Here is a 20,264-nt window from a genome sequence, read left to right on the forward strand (position 1 = left end):
ACCGCACGGCGGAGCACCCTCGCCGGTCAAATACCCCCCTAGGTATCTACGGCCCGATCGAGACAGCTCATACTTCGCCCGTTCTCGTCCGGATCCGCACTGAAGATGAAAGGATCTTGTCGTTCGGACGGGGGCATGCTCTCGGTCAGGGAGCCGGCCGTGAAGGAGAGGGTTCGAGACGTGAACGACGCACACGACCACGACCACGGCCCCGAACACGGCCCTGGTCAGGCGCGCGAGCCGGGAGCCGGAGCCGGGCCCGCTCCCGGGTCGCCGACGCCCCCGCGCACGACGGACCCGGCGACCGAGGCGTTCCTCGCCCACCGCAACCTGCTCTTCACCGTCGCGTACGAGATGCTCGGCTCGGCCGCCGACGCCGAGGACGTCCTCCAGGAGACCTGGCTGCGCTGGGTCGAGGTCGACCTCGCGCAGGTCCGCGAACACCGCGCCTACCTCGTGCGGATCACGACCCGTCAGGCCCTCAACCGGCTGCGCGCGCTGAACCGCCGCAAGGAGACGTACGTCGGCCAGTGGCTGCCCGAGCCCCTGCTCACCGCGCCCGACGTCGCCGACGACGTCGAACTCGCCGAGAGCGTGTCCATGGCGATGATGCTGGTCCTGGAGACGCTGTCGCCGACCGAGCGCGCGGTCTTCGTCCTGCGTGAGGCGTTCGACGTCGGATACGACGAGATCGCCGCCGCCGTCGACAAGACACCGGCCGCGGTCCGGCAGATCGCCCACCGGGCGCGGCGGCACGTCGACGCCCGACGCCCGCGCACGACCGTCACCCGGAGCGCCGCCGACGCGGCGCTGTCCTCGTTCCGGCGCGCGCTCGAGACCGGGGACCCGCAGGGCCTCCTCCAGGTGCTGGCCCCCCACGTCGTCCTCGTGAGCGACGGCGGCGGCGTCAAGCAGGCCGCCCTGCGCCCGATCGCCGGGGCGGACAAGGTCACGCGCTTCATGATGGGCGGCCTCGGCAAGAACACGCTGCCGTTCGCACTCGTCCCCACCGTCTTCAACGGCGGCCCGGCGTTCCTCGTCCGTCTGGACGGCGAGGTCGACGGCGTGATGGCGGTGCACGTCGAGGACTCCCGCATCGCCGGCCTCTACTTCGTCCGCAACCCCGCGAAACTGGGCCGGGTGGACTCCGAGACACCGCTCACCCTGCGGTGAGTCGCGGCGAGGGTCCCGCTCCCCCGCCGTCGGTCGGCGGGAGGAAGCGCGCACCGGCGGCGGCACACCGGCGGCAGCGCGCACGCGGGTGCACGAACGCGCGCGCATGAAGGCGCGGGTGCATGAGTACGCGTACTCATGCACCCGCCCGCGCGGGGACGGGAGGATGAGCGAAAAGGGAGGTGGTCCTGGATGAGGGACACCAGCGCCGGCCGCGGGGGCCGAAGGCGCGGACGGGGCGTGCGGACCGGTGGCTTATCGGCGGCGCTCGTCCTGCTCGGACTGACGGCGGCGTGCGCGAGCGGACCCTCGGACGACGAGCTGCGCGAGCGCGCCACGTCGCCCGCCGCCGAGGCGCGCAGGGGGCAGGAGGAGCGCACGATGCGGACCCTGATCGCACGGCTGGACGCCGTGGAGGGGCTGGAGCATCTGGGCACCACGCTCACCGACCGCTGCGCACGCCCCGGCGGCGGCTCGCTCTTCGAGGGCGACCGGTCGCCCCACGCGCTGACCTGCGGCATGACGGCGGCCGCGCGGTTCGAGGTCCGCGGCGAGATCACCGAGGTGCTGCGCGGGATCCGCGCCGCCGACGTCGCCGCCTGGGGCCCGCGGGACGACGCCGGGCGCGACGTGCCGGGCGCGGCCGGGACCGTGTCGTACGCGATCGCGTACCACCGCGACCGCGGCCGGTACCCGGACGGCACGGCCATGCCCGGCCCCGCGCTGCAGGCCAGGGGCGCGCGGATCGACTGGGACCGGCCGGACATGCCGGTCCCGAACCGGATCGGCCCGCCCGCGCCGTGCCTCTCGTCCCCGGCCGAGGCGATCTACGACCGCTGCACGACGGTCCCCGGGGCGGCCCCGACGGGGAAGACCGTGCTGCTGCTCACGCTCGGGGACTCCGGCTCCACGGCGTACGAGTACGTCACGGTGCCGCGCGGCGACTGACCGCGGGCGCCGCGTCGGCGGCTGCCGCGTCCGACCGCTTCGTGCCGCGGCGAGGAGCCTGCGGTGGCGGGACGGGGTGCGTCTCATGTCGGAGCGCCTCTTTCGTACGGGGGACGGGCCAGGGGCTCGGACGGCAAGAGCACCACCGGGAGCCCCGCGAGGCCTTCCGCCCCGCTGGCGGACCGGCGAATCCACCCGGACGGAGCCGGGTCGCGGGCGGGCGGGGGTGTACGCCGTCCGGCACGCGCGCGAGGAGGGCGGTGCGGTGCCGGACGGCGTACGGGCGCCACCGTCCCGTACGGAGAGGGGGGCGGGGGGAAGAAACCGGTCAGCCAGTGGTGGCGCAGGTGCCGCCGTTGAGCGTGAAGGCGCTCGGTGGCGGGTTGGTGGTACCCCGGGTGCCGATGAAGCCGAGCGTCACGGAGCCGGACGGCGGGATGACGGCGGTGTACGGGGCGGCGGCGACCCGCACCTCGCGGCCCGTCTGGGTGGCCGTCCCGCCCCAGAGGTTCGCGACGGTCTGGCCGGCGTCGAAGGCGAAGCCGAGGGTCCAGCCGTCGACGGGCGTCGTGCCGGTGTTGCGCAGGACGATCTCGCCCTGGAAGCCGTCGGGCCAGGAGCCGGTGACGCGGTAGCCGACGGAGCAGCGCGCGCCCGGGGTGCCGGCCCCCGCGGTGGTGAGCCGGACGGCCGCGGAGCGGGGCGAGCGGTTGCCGGCCGCGTCGCGGGCGTACACGGCGAAGGTGTACGCGGTGTCGGCGGCGAGTCCCGTCACGGTGACCCGGCCGGTGGTGGCGGAGGCGACGGTGGTCTCGGCGGTTCCGTCGACGCGGACCACGTCGTAGCCGGTGACACCGGTGTCGTCGGTGGCGGCGGGCCAGGTGAGGGTCGCGGAGTCGGCCGTCACGGCGGAGGCCGTCGGGGCGCCGGGGGCGGTCGGCGGCTCGGTGTCGCTCGGGCCTCCGCCGTAGACCGTGGCCTCGACGGCGGTTGCGGCGATGCCGTTCGCGCCGTGGAAGACGCGCTCGCCCCAGGGGCTGAGGCGGCTCGGGTCGAAGTCGACGGCGAGGTCGAGGACGGGATCGGTGTTGCCGCTCCAGGACCAGGCGAGGTAGCCGAGGTCCAGCTGCTCGGCGGCGGCCATCATGGTGTCCTCGTCGGGGTCGCCCCACTGGTCCGCCGGGCCGCCGAACTCGCCGATGAGGACGGGGAGCCGGGCGGCGACGAAGGAGCCGAGGTAGTCGGTGATCTCCCGGGCGGTGTCGAACACGCTGTACATGTGGATGGAGAAGATCAGGTTGCCGGTGGGGTCGGCGTCGTGGACGGCGCGGGCGTTGGCCCTCATGACGCCCTGCCAGTCCTGGCCCCAGTTGGGGGCGTCGACCATGATCGTGTGCTGGAACCCGGCGGCACGCAGCTTCCGCACGGCCGCGGTGGTGGGGGCGGTCCAGCCGGCCGGATCGGCGTTGCCCCAGGGCTCGTTGCCGATGTTGACGACGACGTGGTCCTCCTCGCCGGCGAGGACGTCCTCGAGGCCGATCCAGTAGTCGGCGGCCTGGTCCAGGGTGGCGGCGGCGGCCTCCTCCCCGTAGCCGGTGGTGTCGTGCACCTCCAGGACGCAGATCAGCCGGTTGGCCTTGCAGTCCGCGATGACGGCGGCCACGTCGGAGGGGCCGTTGGCGGCCCAGCGGTGCCCGCTGGCGAGGACGACCCGGACGGTGTTGGCGCCGAGCGCCTTGATGTCGGCGAGGGAGCGGGTCTCGCCGGGGTACCAGGTGTGGGCGTGGTTGACGCCGCGCATGACGAAGTCGTTGCCGTTGGCTTCGCGCAGGCGGCCGTCGACGACGTGGAGGCCGGTGGCCGCGCTCGCGTCAGCGGTGGTGATGGCGGTGATGGGCCGCGCCTGGGCGGTGGACGCGCCCGCGGTGCCGAGGAGGGCGCACGCGAGGAGGGCGGCGAGCCCGGCGGCGAGAGCGGTGGCGGTGCGGGGGCGTGCGGTGCGGGGGCGTGCGGTGCGGGGGCCTGCGTCGGTGGTCGTACCTCGCGTGTTTCTCGTACGCGTCGTGCTTCTCGTGGTCACGGGGACTCCAGAAGGGGCGCCGGATGGGTGCGGGCAGGGACGTGCGCTCCCGCCGGGGACATGCGGTGGGAGCGCTCCCATGAAGTCATCACGGCGCGAGCACGTCAAGGGGTGGGACGCTCCGGGTGGTCCGGCTCGCCGGGTCGGAGCCGCCGGGCGGCGTGCCGTCGAGCCGCCGAACCGTCAGGGGGCCGGGGCGCCCAGCAGGGCCATGGTCTCCCGCAGTCGCCCGCATGCCCCGTCGTACTGCTCGGTGCCGGTGTGGGCCCGGTAGTCCGTCTCGATGACCTGGACCAGGGCGAGGTGGAGGTCGTACAGCAGCCGTCGGGTCCGCTCGCCGGCGCTGAGTGGCCGGCGCCCGTAGACCCGGAGGAACGCCTCGAACTCGCCGTGCGCGCTCGACTCGCTTCCGGAGAAGCCGAACTCCATCAGCGGGTCGCCGTAGAAGGCCCGCTCGTGGTCGATGATCGCCACGATCCGGCCGTCGCGCACCATGCAGTTGCCCGGCCACAGGTCCCAGGCGACGAAGCGGGGTTCGGTCACCGCGTCCAGGACGTCGGCGTGGGCGGACACGAGGTCGCGGACGGCGCCGTAGGCGTGGCGCAGGTCGACGCCGCGGCGCGCACCGTCGTCGAGCAGCTCGTCGACCATGCGCAGGAAGCCCGAGCGCCACGTGCGGTCGCCCGGTCCGGTCAGCGGGCCGAAGGCGGGGCCGGGGAGGGTGTTGAGTTCGCGGGTGATCGCGCCGAGCGCCTCGTGGTAGGCCTCGGTCTCCTTCTCGGTCAGGGTGTCCCTGACCGAGTGGAGGTTGTCCGCGTCGATGTGTGTCATGAAGAAGTAGTCGGCGTCGCACAGCTCGTGGCTCCGGTCGGCGAAGTCGACCGCGGGCACGGGAACCGTCGTGTGCTCCCGGATGAGCCGCAGCGCCGTCAGTTCGGTGGCCATGGCTCCGCGTTCGTAACGTCATCACCTCGACGTGCGGCGGCGGCGCGATCTTGAGGACGACGCGCCTGCCGGAGCGGAGCCGGATCCGGTAGGCCACGTTGAACCAGCCGTCACCGAGTTCGGTGACCCACTCCTCGCCCGCCCCGCACACCTCGTCGGGGCCGTAGGCGCGGGCCACCATCGCCCGGAGCGACCCCACGGGCTGCCGGTTCTTCGTGATGCTGTCCATCAGCCCTCCGATCAGCCCTCCGCCCGGAACATGATCGGACCGTAGCACCGGCAGGGCGTTTCGGTACGCGAGTTCGGGCCACGGCGCGGACGGGCGGCGGGGCGGGCCACGGCCCGGCCCCCGGGCGGACGAGAGTTGTGTGCGGAGGGTTGACGGGCCGGAGCGCGTTCCATAGCTTCACCACTTGATAAAAGTCTTGCGAGCATGGGCCGTTCCGCCTTCAGGAGTTCTACACACTCCGCCCGGGGCGACCACCGGGCGGCCGGGGCGCCGCAGTGGCGGCGCGACAGCGAGAGAGGGTTGCCAGGTGCATAACAAGTTGCTAGGGGTACTCCGGCTCCGCCGGCCGGGAGAAGCGGGCGGGTCACCGCGCCGCGCCCGCCGCCCGCGTGCCCTCACCACGCTGGCCGCCGGCGCCCTCGTCGCGAGCGGGCTCGTCCTCACGGGCTCCGGCACCGCCGCGGCGGCCGGCGAGCGGGTCGACGTCTGGCTGACCACCACCTCCGACGCCGGGGGGCGCACCGTCACCCGCGGCCTCGCCCCGCAGGTGCCCGTGGCCTTCGGCCCGGCCGGGGGCAGCGCCGCCCACACCATCACCGTCAACGAGAACACCACCTACCAGCAGTTCGAGGGCGGCGGCGCGTCCATCACCGACACCACCGCCCATCTGCTGCGCGGCGGGGCTGTCAGCGCGGCCACCCGCGACGCGGTGATGCGCAAGCTGTTCTCGCCGACCGAGGGCATCGGGCTGTCGTTCGTCCGCAACCCCATCGGCGCGTCCGACCTGTCCCGGCCCGGCCACGTCTCCCTCGACGACACCTGCTGCGACCTGGGCGACTTCGGTGCCAACGGCTACGACACCAACGTCCGGCTGCTGACCGCGCAGGCCAAGCAGCTCAACCCGGAGCTTCGGGTCAAGGGCGTGCCGTGGAGCGCCCCGGGGTGGATGAAGGACAACGGCCGGATGGACCAGATGGGCTGGCTGAAGTGGGAGTACTACCCGCTCTACGCCCAGTACCTGGTCAAGTACGTCCAGAGCTACCAGGCCGCCGGGGTGAAGGTCGACTACCTCTCCGTCCAGAACGAGCCGAACTGCTGCCAGGCGGGCAATCCCACCGCCATGAACTACCCCGGCATGAGCTGGAACCCGTCCGGACTCGTCGAGTTCACGAAGAACCACGTCTACCCCGCCTTCCGGGCCGCGGGCCTCACCACCAAGGTCCTCGTCCACGACTGGAACTACGGCGACTACGCCAACTTCGGCGCCGCCGTCCTCGGGGACGCCGGCGTGCGCAACGACCCGCTGTTCGGCGGCATCGCCTGGCACGGCTACTTCGGCGACCCGGCCGTCGGCAGCCAGGTCCACGGCCAGTACCCCTCGGTCCGGCAGTTCAGCACCGAGCACTCGGGCGGCACCTGGATCGCGAACCAGCACGACGAGGACCTGCGCGACATCGTCACGTACGCCCGCAACTGGAGCAGCAGCCTGGTCAAGTGGAGCCTGGCGCTCAACCAGGACATGGGACCGCACAACGGCGGCTGCGGGACCTGCACCGGCCTGATCACCGTGCAGGAGGGCGGGCCGCGGGCCGGTCAGGTCGACTACACGATCGAGTACTACACGACCGGGCACCTGACCAAGTTCGTCCGGCCCGGCGCGTACCGGATCGACTCCACCGCGAACGCCACCGTGCAGAACGTGGCCTGGCGCAACCCGGACGGTTCCAAGGCGCTGATCGCCCACAACGGCGGTGCCTCCGCGCAGTCGGTCCGGGTCGACTGGGGCGGTCAGTCCTTCACGTACACGCTCCCGGCGCGCACGACGGCCACGTTCACCTGGGCGGGCACGGGCGGCGGCGGCGAGAGCGGCGCGGGCGCGCTGACCGGCCTGGCCGGGAAGTGCCTGGACGTCGCCGGCGCCGCCACGGCCGACGGCACGGCCGTGCAGCTGTACACCTGCAACGGAACCGCGGCGCAGCGCTGGACACTGGGGGCCGACGGCAGCCTCCGGGCTCTCGGCAAGTGCCTGGACGTGACGGGCGGATCAACGGCCGACGGCGCCAAGGTCCAGCTGTACACCTGCAACGGTACGGGCGCGCAGCGCTGGACCTACGACCCGGTCACGCACGACGTGGTCAACACGGCCGCCGACAAGTGTCTCGACGTCACCGGCAACTCCTCCGCCGACGGGACGCGGGCCCAGATCTGGACCTGCACGGGCGGAGCCAACCAGAAGTGGACGCACACCGCATGACACGACAGCACCAGAGAAAGAAGGCGGGCGGCGCGCTCGTCGCCGCGACGGCCGTCCTCGCCGGGCTGCTGGCCGGCGCCCTGCCGAGCGCCGCCGCGGAGGAGCCCGCCTCCCCCGCGCCCCGGGCCGTGGACCGCTTCGAGGGCGAGGTGCCGTTCGCCGGACCGCCCGCCGAGGGCCTCTTCACCTGGGGCAGCGACGCCGACGACCACCCGGCGCTCGAACTCGTCGCGCGCCCGGACGCGCCCGAGGGTGCGAAGGTCCTGCAGGGCCGCTACGACATCAGCGGCTGGGGCGGCTTCACCCACGACTTCGCCTTCGACCGGCCCGCCCACGACTGGACCGCCCACCAGGGCATCCGCTTCTGGTGGTACGGCCAGAACACGGCGCCGCTGCCGCCCGGTTCCGGCAAGCGGATCAACTTCGAGATCAAGGACGGCGGCGCCAACGGCGAGGCGTCCGAGCTGTGGACGACCTCGTTCACCGACGACTGGGAGGGCTGGCACCTCGTCGAGATCCCGTTCTCCGAGTTCCACTACCGCGCCGACTACCAGCCGGTCGGCGGCATCGACCAGGTCCTCGGCCTCGACCGGATGTGGGGGTACGCGCTGACCCTGCCGACCGGCGGGCCCGGCACGTTCGCCCTGGACGGGGTAGAGCTGTACGGGGCGGCGGAACCCGCGCTGCGCACGAGCGTGGTCACCGGATCGGTGGTGCACCCGGTCGACGAAGGCGGCACGGCGCGCGTCGACGTCACGGTCGCCACGACCGGCTCCCAGCCGATCGGCGAGCCCGTCACCGTCACGTACGCGGCGGAGGGCGGGAGCGCCGAGCCCGGAGCGGACTACCGGCCGGTCACGGGCAGCGTCGTCTTCCCCGCCGGTACGCCGTCGGGGACGACCCGGTCCGTGGAGGTGCCGACCCTTGTGGACGGCTCCGCCGAGGCCGCCGAGACCGTGCCGGTGAAGCTGACCGTCGAGGGGGCCAAGGCGCCCGCGGAGACCCCGCTCGTCGTCGTGAACGCCCACGGGCTGCCGTACCTCGACCCGCGCCTGCCGGTGAAGAAGCGGGTCGCCGACCTGCTGGGCCGGATGTCGCTCCAGGAGAAGGTCGGCCAGATGACGCAGGCCGAGCGCAACGCGCTGCGCTCGCAGGGCGACATCTCCGGGTACGCGCTCGGCTCGCTGCTCTCCGGCGGCGGCTCGGTGCCGACGCCGAACGCACCCGAGGCCTGGGCGCGGATGATCGACGCGTACCAGCTGCGCACCCGCGCGACCCGCTTCCAGATCCCGGTGATCTACGGCGTGGACGCCGTCCACGGGCACAACAACGTCATCGGTTCGACGATCATGCCGCACAACATCGGCATCGGCGCGGGCCGGGACCCCGGGCTCGCCGCGCGGACCGGCGCCGTCACCGCCAAGGAGGTGCGGGCCACCGGCATCCCGTGGGACTTCGCGCCCTGTCTGTGCGTGACGCGCGACGAGCGGTGGGGGCGTTCGTACGAGGCGTTCGGCGAGGACCCGGCGCTCGTGACCGCGATGGAGACGGTCATCAACGGCATGCAGGGCGCGCGGAACGGCAAGGACCTCGACCGGAACGACAAGGTGCTCACCAGCGCCAAGCACTTCGTCGGCGACGGCGGAACGGAGTTCGGGTCGTCGACGACGGGCTCGTACACGATCGACCAGGGCGTCACGAAGGTGACCCGGGAGGAACTGGAGGCCGTCCACCTCGCCCCGTTCGCGGAGGCCGTCAAGCGCGGCACGGGCACGGTCATGCCCTCGTACTCCTCGCTCGACGTCCTCGGCGACGACGCCGGTCCGGTGAAGATGCACGCCAACGCCGAGATGATCAACGGCGCCCTGAAGGACCGCATGGGCTTCGAGGGCTTCGTCATCAGCGACTGGCAGGCCATCGACCAGATCCCGGGCGACTACGCGAGCGACGTGCGTACCTCGGTCAACGCCGGACTCGACATGATCATGGTGCCGACGAACTACCAGGAGTTCACCCGCACCCTCACGGGCGAGGTGGAGGCCGGTCGCGTTCCGGCCGCGCGCGTCGACGACGCGGTGGCCCGCATCCTGACGCAGAAGTTCCGCCTCGGCCTCTTCGAGAAGCCGTACGCGGACACCACGCACCTGCCGGCGATCGGGTCGGCGGCGCACCGGGCGGTGGCCCGCGAGGCCGTCGCGAAGTCGCAGGTACTGCTGAAGAACGACGGCGCGGTACTGCCGCTGAAGCCCTCGCAGAAGGTGTACGTGGCCGGGTCGAACGCCGACGACCTCGGCAACCAGGCCGGCGGCTGGACCATCAGCTGGCAGGGCGCGTCGGGGCGGACGACGACCGGCACGACCGTCCTGGAGGCGATGCGGAAGGCGGCGCCGGACGCGGACATCGCGTACTCGAAGGAGGCCTCGGAGCCGACCGACGGGTACGACGTCGGTGTGGTGGTCGTCGGTGAGACGCCGTACGCGGAGGGGTTCGGCGACGTCGGCAACGGGCACGACCTCGAGCTGACCGCCGCCGACAAGACGGCCGTCGACCGGGTGTGCGCGGCGATGCCGTGCGCGGTCCTCGTGGTCTCCGGCCGGCCCCAGCTGATCGGCGACCGGCTCGCGGCGATCGACGCGCTCGTGGCGTCGTGGCTGCCGGGCACGGAGGGCGACGGCGTCGCCGACGTCCTCTACGGCAGGCGGCCGTTCACCGGCCAGCTGCCGGTGACCTGGCCGAAGTCGGAGGCGCAGCTGCCGATCAACGTGGGCGACACGCGCTACGACCCGCAGTTCCCGTACGGCTGGGGCCTGACCACGCTCGCCCCGCCGGCTCCGGCGCTGTCGCCGGCCGGTGGCGAGGCCGCCCTGCGGGCGATCGCGGTCGCGGCCCGGGCGCTCCAGGCGGCCGGGCGCGGCGAGTCAGCCGAGGGCCGGAAGCTCGTGACGGCGGCGCGGTTGCTCGTGCAGCGGCGGATCGGCGACCGGATCACGGAGGCGACGGCGGCGCCGTTCGCCTCGGCGGATCATCTGCTGCTCACCGGTGATCTGGTCGGTGCGGTCCGGGACCTGACGCGGGCGTACCGGGCGGCCGGCTGAGCGGATCGAACGCGTCCGGGGGCCGCCGTCCCCGGTCCCCGGACGCTTCCCCCGCGGCGTGACGGGTCGGGGGTCAGGGAGCGGCGGTCGCGGGACGGGTCGAGACGAGGACGCCGATCTTGTCGATGCGGTGCTCGGGGTTGCCCTGGGCGTCCCGCCAGAAGTTGCCCGCCGCGTCGTCCTCGGGCGTGGCGCAGGTGGACAGCGTGATCATCGCCCGGGTGGGCCGCTCGCCCGGGGCGCCCGGCACGGCGGCCCGCTGCTCGGCGAGGGAGCGGTCGGAGCGGAAGGACGTCGTGCGGGTCTCGGTGATCCGGTACGTGTACGTGGTGCCCTCCGCCGTCACGCGCACGGTGTCGCCGACGTCGACCGCCGGCAGGTCGCGCAGGGGCCCTCCGGCGGAGAGCCGGTGCGCCGTGACCAGGTAGTTGCCGATGTCGCCGGGGCCGACGCCGCCGCGCTCGCCGTACGGGCTCGCCGCCACGCCCCGGTCCTGGATGCGGGTGCCGGGCCGGTCGTCGGTGGTCCCCTCGTAGGGCACGACCCGCAGGTCGGTCACGCCGATCGAGGGGATGTCGAGCTCGGCCGGCCGGGGCCGCGGACTGGGCGCCGCGGCCACCGGTTCGGGCGCCTCGGTCGTACGCGACGGGGGCGGCGGCGTCACGGCGACGGGCGGCGGTGACGTGCCGGCGCTGGTGGTGGGCGGCGCGGGCCGCGCGGGGGCCCCGCCTCCGTGGACGGCGCAGCCGACGACGAGGAGGGCCAGGAGGGCGACGAGAGCCGCCGCCGCGGCGCGCTGGGACGTCCGGCGCGCGGCGGCCGGGTGGACACGACGGGCACGGGTCATGGGCTGTAGACCGCCTGACGTGGGACGGGGCCTGCGTCAGGGGCCAACGCCGGAGGGCGGCCCGCTATTCCCGGCCGGTCGTCGGTCCGGTTGTTACCGGCGGTCAGGCGTTACGGGCAGGCGTACGGGTCACGCGTACGGGTCGAAGGGGATCCCGGCGGGTTTCGCCTTGGCGAGGTGGGCGGCGAAGCTGCCGTCCTTCAGGCCGAAGTGGGCGCTGCCGAAGTCGGCGGCGACGAGCTTCTCGCGCACGCCTGCGGGGTAGCCGTTCCAGCCGACGAGGCTGGGGAACTGCCAGGTGTGCTGGTGGTTCTCGGGCGGCTCGTCGTTCGAGTTGGCGGGACGGAAGCAGTGGGTGCCGATGCCGTCCTTGTGGTAGACGATCTTGGGGTGGGTGCCGTCCCAGCGGACGGCGTCGCGGCCGTGGATGTCGAAGTCGCCGTGGGCGGAGGTGGCGACGTACCGGGCGACGCCGTTCTGGACCCAGACGACGACGTGTTCCCAGTCGTGGCGGTGGCCGCCGAGGCTGGTCCCGGGCAGGGCCTGGTCCTTCTCGAAGTAGAGGCCGTACATGACGGCGCACCAGCCGTTGTTGCAGAGGGCGCGCGCGTAGCCGTTGGTGGCGGTGAGGTCCCAGGAGTCACGGCACTGTCCGTTGAGGGCGCCGGACGGGTTGAGGCCGCCGTTGACGGTGCCGTCGGGGCCGATCGCGGGGGTCGGGTAGCAGCCGTCCGTGTCGTAGTCGTACGCGGGTTGGTACGTCTGCTCCAGGGCGTCGGCGTTCGCGGGCAGGGCCGGGGGCGGAGCGGCGACGGCGCTTCCCGCGAACGCGATCACGAGGGCGAGCGAACCGGCGAGGGTCAGGGCCCCCTTGGTCAGGTGGCGCCCGGTGTTCGGCATGTCTCCCCCGTCGTCCGCTGTGGGCACGTCAACTCGCCGCCTGACATGCCCACTTCAGACGCGCTCAATCCTCGTTCCCGCGCCGGCGCGCGCCCCCGTCGCTCAGCGCAGCCGGCGGGCCCGCAGCACCAGGTCCTCGGTGTGGTGCGCGCCCGCGCCTCCCTCGATCTCCCGCGGCCGCCGCTCGTCGACCTCCACCTGCCAGTCGTCGCCGAACAGCGGGATGATCGTCGAGGGCCAGACGTAGTCCGCGGGGTCGAAGCCGCTCTCGTGCGCCTGCTCGCTCTCCACGCCCGCGTGGTGCACGAAGAGCAGGACGCCGCCGGGGGCGACCGCGGCCAGCAGCGCGCGCTCGGCCTCGGCGTCGGGGGTGCGCAGCAGCGCCGGGTACTGCGCGGAGACCAGGTCGAAGGAGGCCGGCGCGAGGTCTGCCGCGGTCAGCGTGGCGTGCACCCAGCGCACGGCGACGCCGGCGTCCCGCGCATGCCCGGCCGCCCGGTCCAGCGCGACGCCGGAGACCTCGAGCGCCGTCACGTCCCAGCCGCGGCGCGCGAGCCAGACCGCGTCCGCCCCCTCGCCGCAGCCGACGTCGAGGACGCGGCCGGGGGTGAGCGCGGCGGCCTCGGTGACGAGGGCGCCGTTGGGGCGGCCGCTCCACACCTGCTGCCGGTCGGAGTAACGGGCGTCCCACTCCTCCCGTACGGCCGGGTCTCCGGCGTAGTCGTCGGCGGGCCGGCGGGCGTCGGCGGGCGTTCCTGATGCGTTGTCGTCGGTCACGGGCACACCGTGTCCCACCCGGTCCCCGGCCCGCCACTCACCTTGCCGGATCGGCAAAAGAGTCCCCCGCGCAGGGCCGCGGGTCCGCTCACGCCGCGGCGCGAGTGGGGTCCGCGGGCGGCGCGGGCGTACGGAGGTGCCGGAGGTTGACGGCCGAGGCCCTGGCGACGGCCACGGGGTTCAGGAAGCGCAGCGGGCCGATCAGACGGGAGGCGAACAGGTGCATGTGCCGTGCCGTGGCCGCGTCGCGCGCCGCCGCCGAGAACATCAGCCGTTCCAGGGGGTTGAACGGACGCGCCGTGGCGAAGTCGGCCGCCAGGTACTGGTGGCCGAGCAGCCTGCGGCGGTGCCTGCGCGCGTACGCCGCGAGCGCCCCGTCGAGGTCGCCGCGCCCTGCGGCGGCCGGGGCCACCGCCTCCGCCAGCCACCGCGCGGACTGCAGCGCCCAGCCGCAGCCGACGCCCCACAGGGGGTCGCCGGTCAGGGCGGCGTCGCCGACGAGCGCCACGCCCGGCGCCGTCGGCCTGCGGCTGAGGAAGGGGTAGTCGACCATGCCGATGATCTTCGAGACGCGTTCGGCGGAGTCGACGGGCGGCGCCTCGGGCAGCGCGCGGACGAACGCCATGAAGCTGCCCTCCAGGTCCTCGCGGAACTCCGGCAGCCGCTCCTTGTCCGGGAGGACCGCCATGACCGTCACCCCGTCGTCGTTCGGGAACGCGTAGGCCATGTCGGGTTCGAGGAACCAGGTGTGGCCGATCCCGTCCCGCAGCGGCAGGCCGCGGAAGTGCGCGAGATAGCCGAAGCGCGCGTTCTCGTACCGCCGGGTGGGCACGTCGGCGTGCGTCGCCACGGCCGAGTCCTTGCCGTCGGCGCCGACCACCAGCCGGGCCCTCAGCTCCCGCTCGCCCCGCCGCGTCGACGCGCGGACCCCGACCGTGCGACCGGCTTCCCGGACGAGCCCGGTCACCTGGTGGCCGAGGAGCAGGTCGACGCCGGGGGTCGCCGCCGCACGCGAGCGGATCAGCGGATCGAGGACGCTGCGCCGTATGTTGTACGCGTACGGCAGCTCGGGGCCCCCGGGCGCGGCCCTCGGCTCGATCCACCCCCAACGGGTGTACCAGCGGGCCTCGTTGCGGACGGCCCCCGCCTGCTCCAGGGCGGGGACGAGGCCGAGTTCGTCGAGCACCGGGTGGGCGCAGGCCGTGAGGGAGTGGGTGCACAGCACCTTGTACGCATCGGGGTCCGAGCGGCGTTCGAGCAGGGCGACGCGGGCACCGCGTCGGGCGAACAGGATCGCCGCGGCGCTTCCGGCCAGGCCGGCTCCGCTGATGACGACGTCGTAGACGTCCCCCGCGCTCTCGGGGTGGGTCATGCGCTGATCGCTCCCTTCGGGATGGGTTGCCGTTCAGGGGAGGGTGCGGAGCCAACCTACTGGCTGGTAGGTGATTTTTAGCGGGGAACCCGGGATCAGCCGAGGCGGACCCGTATCTTCTGCGGGGCTCCGGCGAGCCGGGTCAGGTCGCCGAAGACGAGCTCGAGCGTGGCGCCGGTCGTCGCGGCCGTGACGGTGGCGGGCTTGGAGAGCACCGCCGAGACCGTCTTCTCCCAGACGACCTCCAGGGCGGTCGCCCGGCGGGCCGGGTCCGACACCACGACGGTCGCCGTCCCGTCGCGGTGCTCGCGGATCAGGACCGACGCGGGCGCGCTGGAGGTGACGCGCCCCGCGCTGCCGGCCGTCCAGAAGTTGACGGCGGTCAGGCCGAGGCGGGGGACGTGGACGCCCTGCCGGTCGCGGGAGTTGGCGAGGATCCGGAGCCGGGCTCCGCTCGCGGCCCGCAGCGCGGTGGTGGCGGCGCTCGCGCCGGGCAGCAGGACGTACGCGTAGCCGCCGTCCGACGGGTCGGTGCCGTGGTCGGTGCAGAGGGTGAGGTAGCGGCGGGTCAGGGGCGTGGTGGGGCCGCCGGCGTTGATGTCCCGCCAGGCGCCGGTGCGTTCCTCGCGGACGGTGGTCAGGTCCAGGCCCTGGGGGAAGACGTAGCCCGCGTGGCCGTCGATGTGCGCCCAGCGCGCGTTCTCGAAGGTCCGCTGCCAGCCCTGGTGGTCCGGCTGGAGCCGGCCGTCGACGGTGAGGGCGGGCGCGCCCGTCTCGCCGAGGGCGCGGTTGTCGACGGTGGTCTCGACCGCGTGGCCGTCGGACGAGGTGATTCCGGCGCCGAGGCAGACGACGGAGTCGTCGAGCCAGAACCACGACTTCCTGGCGTTCATCGTGGAGGACAGTCCCACGAGGTGCTGGCCGGTGGCGCCGAACTCCCCGTCGGTGGAGCCGCCCACCCAGGCCGCGTCCGGCATGGGCTGGCCCCAGTTGCCGCCCTCGCCGTCGGCGAGCGGCTTGCGCGACGCGGTGATGCCGGGCAGGCGGTAGGGGTCGACGGTGGGCCAGTACGCGTCGGCGTACTGCTCGAGGCCGAAGTCGTCGCCCCACCACGAGAGCCAGCCGGCGCCGGTGTGGTAGCCGCGGGCGTGCTCGCCGTTGCCGTACTCGTAGTGGGCAATGCGCCGGGAGGCCATGGAGACGGAGGCGCACCAGCCGCGGCGGCGGTGGGTGACCCGGTCCATGTGGTGGAAGAGCCGGTGACCGACGGGTTCGGGCGCGGGCACGATCGAGGTGTCGTCGAGGAGGGAGTGCAGGAGAGCGGCGCGGACCAGGCTCAGCTTCGGGTTGCGCAGTGGCGGCAGGTGGTAGTCGCGCTGCATCCAGCCCTTGACCATGGAGCGCCAGCGGGCGTTCTCCGCCTCGCTCGCGCCCTGGCCGAGGAGGACGATGGTGGCGAGGAGGGCGTGCGCGCGGGTGTGGTCGGAGGTCCCCGCCCTGCTGATGCCGCGCGAGGAGACGTTGTCCATGATCAGGCCGTTGTGGACGAAGGGTGCGATGGCGTGGTCGACGGTGTCCAGGAAGAGCTGCGCGTCCGGGGAGTTGACGGGCCAGCGGGATCCGCGCAGCAGCGCCATGAGGCGTCCGACGCCGTCGTGGAGGACGGAGCCGTATCCGCCGATGTAGGGGACGTTGCGGTGCTGGATGAACGATCCGTCGGCGTAGAAGCCGTCCCCGCTCGTCACGTACGGGAAGACGGGGTTGAGCGCGGCGACGGCGCGGGCGAGCCGGTCGGCGTTCTCGCCGACGATCGAGCGGAGGATCACGGTGCGGCAGAGGTCGACGCGGTTGGCTCCGGTGGAGGTGCCGGTGTAGGAGGCGAAGACCGAGTCGGGCACGAAGTGGTCGACGGCGCGGCAGTAGGCCGCGATCCGCTCGGCCGTGAGGTGCTCGTGGACCAGCACGCAGATGTCCATGAGCGCCTGCGGGGAGCCGATCTGCCAGTTCCACCAATTGCCGTAGCGGGTGGTGGTCTCGTTGTAGACCCGGGCGTGGAGGTGGTCGAGGCCGGTGAGGACGGCCCGCAGGACGGTGGGGTCGCCCGTCAGTCCGGTGCCGGGCTGGGCCCAGGCCTGGGCGAGGGTGCCGAGCCGGTTGTAGCTCTCGTTCATCATGGCCGAGAAGCCGTACGACTCGGCGTCGGTGTCCGGCTCGGGGTCCCGCCACACGGCGTCGGGCCAGAGTGACCCGTCGGCGGGCGCCATCGTGGCCAGGTGGGTGCGGGCGGCCGTGCCGAGGTCGGCGAGCAGGGTCCTGAACGGCTCGGCGGTGGGGCTGAAGCCGGTGCCGAGGAGGAGGTCGCGCCAGGTGGCGCGCAGTGCGGCGAACTCCTGGGGCTCCGCGGAGACGGGATCGGCGACGGCGGCGGGCGCGGCGACCGCACCGACCCCGAGGGCGAGCGCGGCGCCTCCGGTCGCTTGGAGGAGGGTGCGGCGGCGCAGGGAAGTGGCCATGGTGAACCAGCCTTCGCGGAGGAGGGGTTGGGGGGCGGTGCTTGGACGGCAGCCTCCGCAAGCGCTTTCTCTTCGTCAAGGCACGGTGGCGACTCGGGCAGTAATCGGTCACGGGGGCGGGCGGGAGAAGGGCTCCGGGGCCGACGCGGCGGCGGAAGGGCGCTGGGGGCGGCGCGGTGGGCGCCAGGAGGGCACCGGGGCCGGCGCGGCGGACGTCAGGAGGGCGCCGGGCACGTCAGGCGCCGCAGGACTCCCGGATCACCAGCCGGGGCAGCCACTCGACGGCCGAGTGCGCCGCGTCCGGGTCCTCCAGGCGGCGTACGAGCAGGCGGACCGCCTCCGCGCCGACCGCGAAGGTCGCGGGGCTCACGGACGTCAACGGCACGTCGGCGAGCGCGGCCATCTCGTCGTTGTGGCACACCAGGGCGAAGTCCTCCGGCACCCGCACCCCGCGGGCCTGCAACCACTGCAGCAGGTTCACCGCGTCGATGTCCGTGTGCACGAGTCCGGCGCGCACCTCGCCGGACTCGACGAGCCCGAGCAGCCGTTCCCGTACGGAGTCGTCGAGGTGCGCCCGCTCCCCCTGCGCGCCGCCCTCCCCCGGCGGCGGCGAGAGGTCGTCGTCGCGCATCCCGAGCGCGCGGACCGCCGACTCGTACCCCGCGCGCACGGCGGACCGGGTGTGGGTGTGCCGGGCGAGCAGCGCGACGCGCCGGTGCCCGAGCCGCGCCAGGTGCCGTACGGCGAGGGCCGCGCCGCCGGCGTGGTCCGACACCACCCGGTCGAGATGGGAGCCGGGTACGCCGAGGGGGATCCTGCGCTCGACCAGGACGGCGGGCACCGCGGGCTCCGCGAAGGGCGCGGCCTCCGCCTCGGAGGGCCCGCCGACGGACCAGCTCGGGGCGAGCAGCAGTCCCTCGACGCCCGCGTCGAGGAGGGTGGCGATGTGCGGGAGGTCCCGGTCGGCCGCGTAGTCGGTGATGCCCACGAGCAGCCGGGCGCCCGCGTCGGCCGCGGCCTGCCGCGCGCCCTGGATGACGGCCCGGAAGTAGTAGTCGGACACGGGCACGACCATCCCGAGCACCGGTCCGCCGGACGCCCGGGGCGCGGCGCGGGGCGCGGCCCGCCGGGCGAGCCGGGCGTCGCGGGCGTTGAGCGGCGCGGTGGGCCAGGTGACGGTGCCGTGGAGCCTGCGCACGCGCCCCACTTCGGCCAGGGCGGCCACGTCGCGCCGGGCGGTCTCGACGGAGACGCCCAGCTCCGCGGCGAGTTCGCTGACGCGGAGGCCCTCGCGTTCGCGGACGAGGCGCAGGATCCGGCGGTGTCGCTGTTCCACGCTCTCGCGCATCGGTGGCGCCCCTCGGTCCGGTCGGGCTCGTCGCCGGCGCAGCCTAGCCCACCTCGTGACCGGGAAATGACCGAGTCCGCCGTTCCGCCGGACGCGACGAGGGACCGGCTCGTGGCCCACCCCTCGGCCTGGGCCTCACACCCAGCCCCAGCCCCAGCCTCGACCTCGGCCCTCAGCCTCCTCAGTCGTCGGGGAGCGTACGGCCCAGCTTGCGCAGCAGGTCGGCGAGGGTGTCGCGCTCGTCCGCGGTGAGCCCGGCGAGGAGGCGCGTCTCGTTGCGGACGTGCGCGTCGACGACCTCGTCGATGAGGGCGCGGCCGCGGTCGGTGAGGCGGATGACCCTGCCGCGCGCGTCCCCCTCGGCGGTACGGCGGCTGACGAGACCGGCGCGTTCCAGCCGGTCGACCCGCTTGGTCACCGCTCCCGAGGTGACCATCGTCGATCCGCCCAGCTCTCCGGCGGTGAGTTCGAAGGGCGGACCCGCGCGGCGAAGCGTGCCGAGGACGTCGAACTCCCCCCGGCCGAGGTCGTACCGGTGGAAGACCCGGTTCAGGTGCTCGTCCAACGCCCAGTGCAGTCGGCTGATGCGGCCGATGACGTGCATCGGGCTGGGGTCGAGGTCGGGCCGCTCCCGGTGCCACTGGCCGACGATGCGGTCGACGGCGTCGCCGAGGTCCGCCCCTTCGGGTCGGGCGGTGGACTCGCCGTCCTGACGGGCCATGACTTGACCACTCTCTTCCGTGGAAACTACTTTATCTTCCATGGAAGATATCACGGGGCGCCGTGCGTCCGCGTCCCTTCGCCACGGTCGTCACTTATTCGATTCCGGCCTGACCGCCCTCGCGCCCGCGCTCTGGGGAAGCGTCTACCTGGTGACCACCGAGTGGCTGCCACCCGACCGTCCCCTTCTCGCCACCACCGTCCGGACCCTGCCCGGCGGTCTGCTGCTTCTCGCGTTCACCCGGGCCCTGCCGCGGGGCGTCTGGCTCTGGCGCGCCCCGGCCCTCGGCGCCCTCAACATCGGCGCCTTCAACTTCCTGCTCTTCTTCGCGGCCTACCGCCTGCCGGGCGGGGTCGCGGCGACGGTCATGGCCGTCCAGCCGATGATCGTCCTGGTCCTGGCGGCGGCGCTCTTCGGGGAGAGGATCCGGCTCTCCCATCTGGTGGCCTGTGCCCTCGGCGCGGGCGGCGTCGTCCTCGTGGTGTCCCGGGGCACGGGCGCCCTCGACCCGCTCGGCGTGGCGGCGGCGCTCGGCGCGGCGGTCTGTCTCGCCCTCGGCATCACGCTGACCAAGCTGTGGGGGCGCCCCGAGGGCGTCGGGCTGCTCGCCGTCACCGGCTGGCAACTGGTGGCCGGCGGACTCGTCTCGCTGCCCTTCCTGCTCGCCTTCGAAGGCCTGCCCGGCTCCGTGACCGGCACGAACCTGCTCGGTTTCCTCTACCTCGTCTCCTTCTGCGCCGTCATCAGTTACGCGCTCTGGTTCCGCGGGATCGAGCGGCTCCCGGCCCTCACGATCTCCTTCCTCGCGCTCTTCAGCCCCGTCGTCGCCACCGTCCTCGGCCTCGTCGTCCGCGCCGAGACGCTGTCGCTCCTCCAGGTCGCCGGGATCCTGGCGATTCTCGGCGCGGTCGTCCTCGCCGGCCCCAGGCCGCCGACGGCGGGTGGAACGCGCTCCTGAGCCGGCGCCCCCGTCCCGGGCATCCGGATGGGGGAACCGGAGCGGCCGTCGCGCCCGTGCGGGGCGATGATGGGAAGCCGAGGTCCCGGCAGGGCGAGGGAGGT

General features: G+C 73.8%; 14 protein-coding genes. 5 read left to right on the top strand and 9 right to left on the bottom strand.

The genetic code is table 11. The features are described 5' to 3' along the window. Positions 1-180 precede the first annotated feature (180 nt). Together ACWDVG_RS26650 and ACWDVG_RS26655 are read left to right on the top strand one after the other, a co-directional pair. On the top strand, positions 181-1,173 hold the full coding sequence (locus ACWDVG_RS26650; protein WP_451702636.1) for an RNA polymerase sigma-70 factor: 993 nt from the start codon (positions 181-183) through the stop codon (positions 1,171-1,173). A 192-nt stretch (positions 1,174-1,365) separates the two neighbouring features. Then, complete coding sequence (locus ACWDVG_RS26655) at positions 1,366-2,121, top strand: hypothetical protein (RefSeq protein ID WP_451702638.1); 756 nt, start codon at positions 1,366-1,368, stop codon at positions 2,119-2,121. A gap of 328 nt (positions 2,122-2,449) precedes the next feature. Here ACWDVG_RS26655 and ACWDVG_RS26660 read toward each other — a convergent pair whose 3' ends face one another. Continuing rightward, positions 2,450-4,201 (bottom strand): cellulase family glycosylhydrolase, encoded by a 1,752-nt coding sequence (locus tag ACWDVG_RS26660; RefSeq protein ID WP_451702641.1) that lies wholly within the window; start codon positions 4,199-4,201, stop codon positions 2,450-2,452. 183 nt (positions 4,202-4,384) lie between these two features. Then, complete coding sequence (locus ACWDVG_RS26665; protein WP_451702644.1) at positions 4,385-5,146, bottom strand: phosphotransferase family protein; 762 nt, start codon at positions 5,144-5,146, stop codon at positions 4,385-4,387. A gap of 632 nt (positions 5,147-5,778) precedes the next feature. On the opposite strand from ACWDVG_RS26665, the gene ACWDVG_RS26670 reads away from it, so the two are divergent. Together ACWDVG_RS26670 and ACWDVG_RS26675 are read left to right on the top strand one after the other, a co-directional pair. Beyond that, entirely contained in the window at positions 5,779-7,629 is a 1,851-nt protein-coding gene (locus ACWDVG_RS26670; protein WP_451702679.1) for a lectin, read from the top strand. Next, positions 7,626-10,724, top strand: coding sequence for a glycoside hydrolase family 3 protein (locus tag ACWDVG_RS26675; RefSeq protein ID WP_451702646.1), 3,099 nt, complete (start codon positions 7,626-7,628; stop codon positions 10,722-10,724). The genes ACWDVG_RS26670 and ACWDVG_RS26675 overlap by 4 nt, the downstream gene beginning before the upstream one ends. 73 nt (positions 10,725-10,797) lie before the next feature. Here ACWDVG_RS26675 and ACWDVG_RS26680 read toward each other — a convergent pair whose 3' ends face one another. The 7 genes from ACWDVG_RS26680 to ACWDVG_RS26710 form a co-directional block, all read right to left on the bottom strand. After that, positions 10,798-11,571 carry a class E sortase gene (locus ACWDVG_RS26680; RefSeq protein ID WP_451702649.1) on the bottom strand — a complete coding sequence of 258 codons (774 nt, stop codon included), beginning with the start codon at positions 11,569-11,571 and terminating at the stop codon, positions 10,798-10,800. A gap of 129 nt (positions 11,572-11,700) precedes the next feature. Next, positions 11,701-12,471: an NPP1 family protein gene (locus tag ACWDVG_RS26685; protein WP_451702652.1), complete on the bottom strand. Its 771-nt coding sequence runs from the start codon at positions 12,469-12,471 to the stop codon at positions 11,701-11,703. A 102-nt stretch (positions 12,472-12,573) separates the two neighbouring features. After that, the gene (locus ACWDVG_RS26690) at positions 12,574-13,248 is read right to left on the bottom strand and encodes a class I SAM-dependent methyltransferase (RefSeq protein ID WP_451702654.1); all 675 of its coding nucleotides are present in this window, start codon (positions 13,246-13,248) and stop codon (positions 12,574-12,576) included. A gap of 88 nt (positions 13,249-13,336) precedes the next feature. Next, positions 13,337-14,620, bottom strand: coding sequence for an NAD(P)/FAD-dependent oxidoreductase (locus ACWDVG_RS26695; RefSeq protein ID WP_451702655.1), 1,284 nt, complete (start codon positions 14,618-14,620; stop codon positions 13,337-13,339). Between the two features lie 95 nt (positions 14,621-14,715). After that, complete coding sequence (locus ACWDVG_RS26700) at positions 14,716-17,133, bottom strand: polysaccharide lyase 8 family protein (RefSeq protein ID WP_451702657.1); 2,418 nt, start codon at positions 17,131-17,133, stop codon at positions 14,716-14,718. Positions 17,134-17,368: 235 nt separating this feature from the next. Next, positions 17,369-18,481 (bottom strand): substrate-binding domain-containing protein, encoded by a 1,113-nt coding sequence (locus tag ACWDVG_RS26705; protein WP_451702660.1) that lies wholly within the window; start codon positions 18,479-18,481, stop codon positions 17,369-17,371. Positions 18,482-18,662: 181 nt separating this feature from the next. Continuing rightward, complete coding sequence (locus ACWDVG_RS26710) at positions 18,663-19,202, bottom strand: MarR family winged helix-turn-helix transcriptional regulator (RefSeq protein WP_451702663.1); 540 nt, start codon at positions 19,200-19,202, stop codon at positions 18,663-18,665. 40 nt (positions 19,203-19,242) lie between these two features. Here ACWDVG_RS26710 and ACWDVG_RS26715 point away from each other — a divergent pair, with 40 nt between their 5' ends. Further along, the gene (locus ACWDVG_RS26715) at positions 19,243-20,160 is read left to right on the top strand and encodes an EamA family transporter (RefSeq protein WP_451702665.1); all 918 of its coding nucleotides are present in this window, start codon (positions 19,243-19,245) and stop codon (positions 20,158-20,160) included. The last annotated feature ends 104 nt before the right edge of the window (positions 20,161-20,264 follow it).

The sequence above is a fragment of the Streptomyces sp. NPDC003327 genome, assembly GCF_053589515.1.

Excerpts from the sequence above, each read along its gene's own strand:
- ACWDVG_RS26655 (WP_451702638.1), top strand. The coding sequence starts at position 1,366 with ATGAGGGACACCAGCGCCGGCCGCGGGGGCCGAAGGCGCGGACGGGGC.
- ACWDVG_RS26665 (WP_451702644.1), bottom strand. The coding sequence starts at position 5,146 with ATGGCCACCGAACTGACGGCGCTGCGGCTCATCCGGGAGCACACGACG.
- ACWDVG_RS26675 (WP_451702646.1), top strand. The coding sequence starts at position 7,626 with ATGACACGACAGCACCAGAGAAAGAAGGCGGGCGGCGCGCTCGTCGCC.
- ACWDVG_RS26680 (WP_451702649.1), bottom strand. The coding sequence starts at position 11,571 with ATGACCCGTGCCCGTCGTGTCCACCCGGCCGCCGCGCGCCGGACGTCC.
- ACWDVG_RS26685 (WP_451702652.1), bottom strand. The coding sequence starts at position 12,471 with ATGCCGAACACCGGGCGCCACCTGACCAAGGGGGCCCTGACCCTCGCC.
- ACWDVG_RS26695 (WP_451702655.1), bottom strand. The coding sequence starts at position 14,620 with ATGACCCACCCCGAGAGCGCGGGGGACGTCTACGACGTCGTCATCAGC.
- ACWDVG_RS26700 (WP_451702657.1), bottom strand. The coding sequence starts at position 17,133 with ATGGCCACTTCCCTGCGCCGCCGCACCCTCCTCCAAGCGACCGGAGGC.
- ACWDVG_RS26705 (WP_451702660.1), bottom strand. The coding sequence starts at position 18,481 with ATGCGCGAGAGCGTGGAACAGCGACACCGCCGGATCCTGCGCCTCGTC.
- ACWDVG_RS26710 (WP_451702663.1), bottom strand. The coding sequence starts at position 19,202 with ATGGCCCGTCAGGACGGCGAGTCCACCGCCCGACCCGAAGGGGCGGAC.
- ACWDVG_RS26715 (WP_451702665.1), top strand. The coding sequence starts at position 19,243 with ATGGAAGATATCACGGGGCGCCGTGCGTCCGCGTCCCTTCGCCACGGT.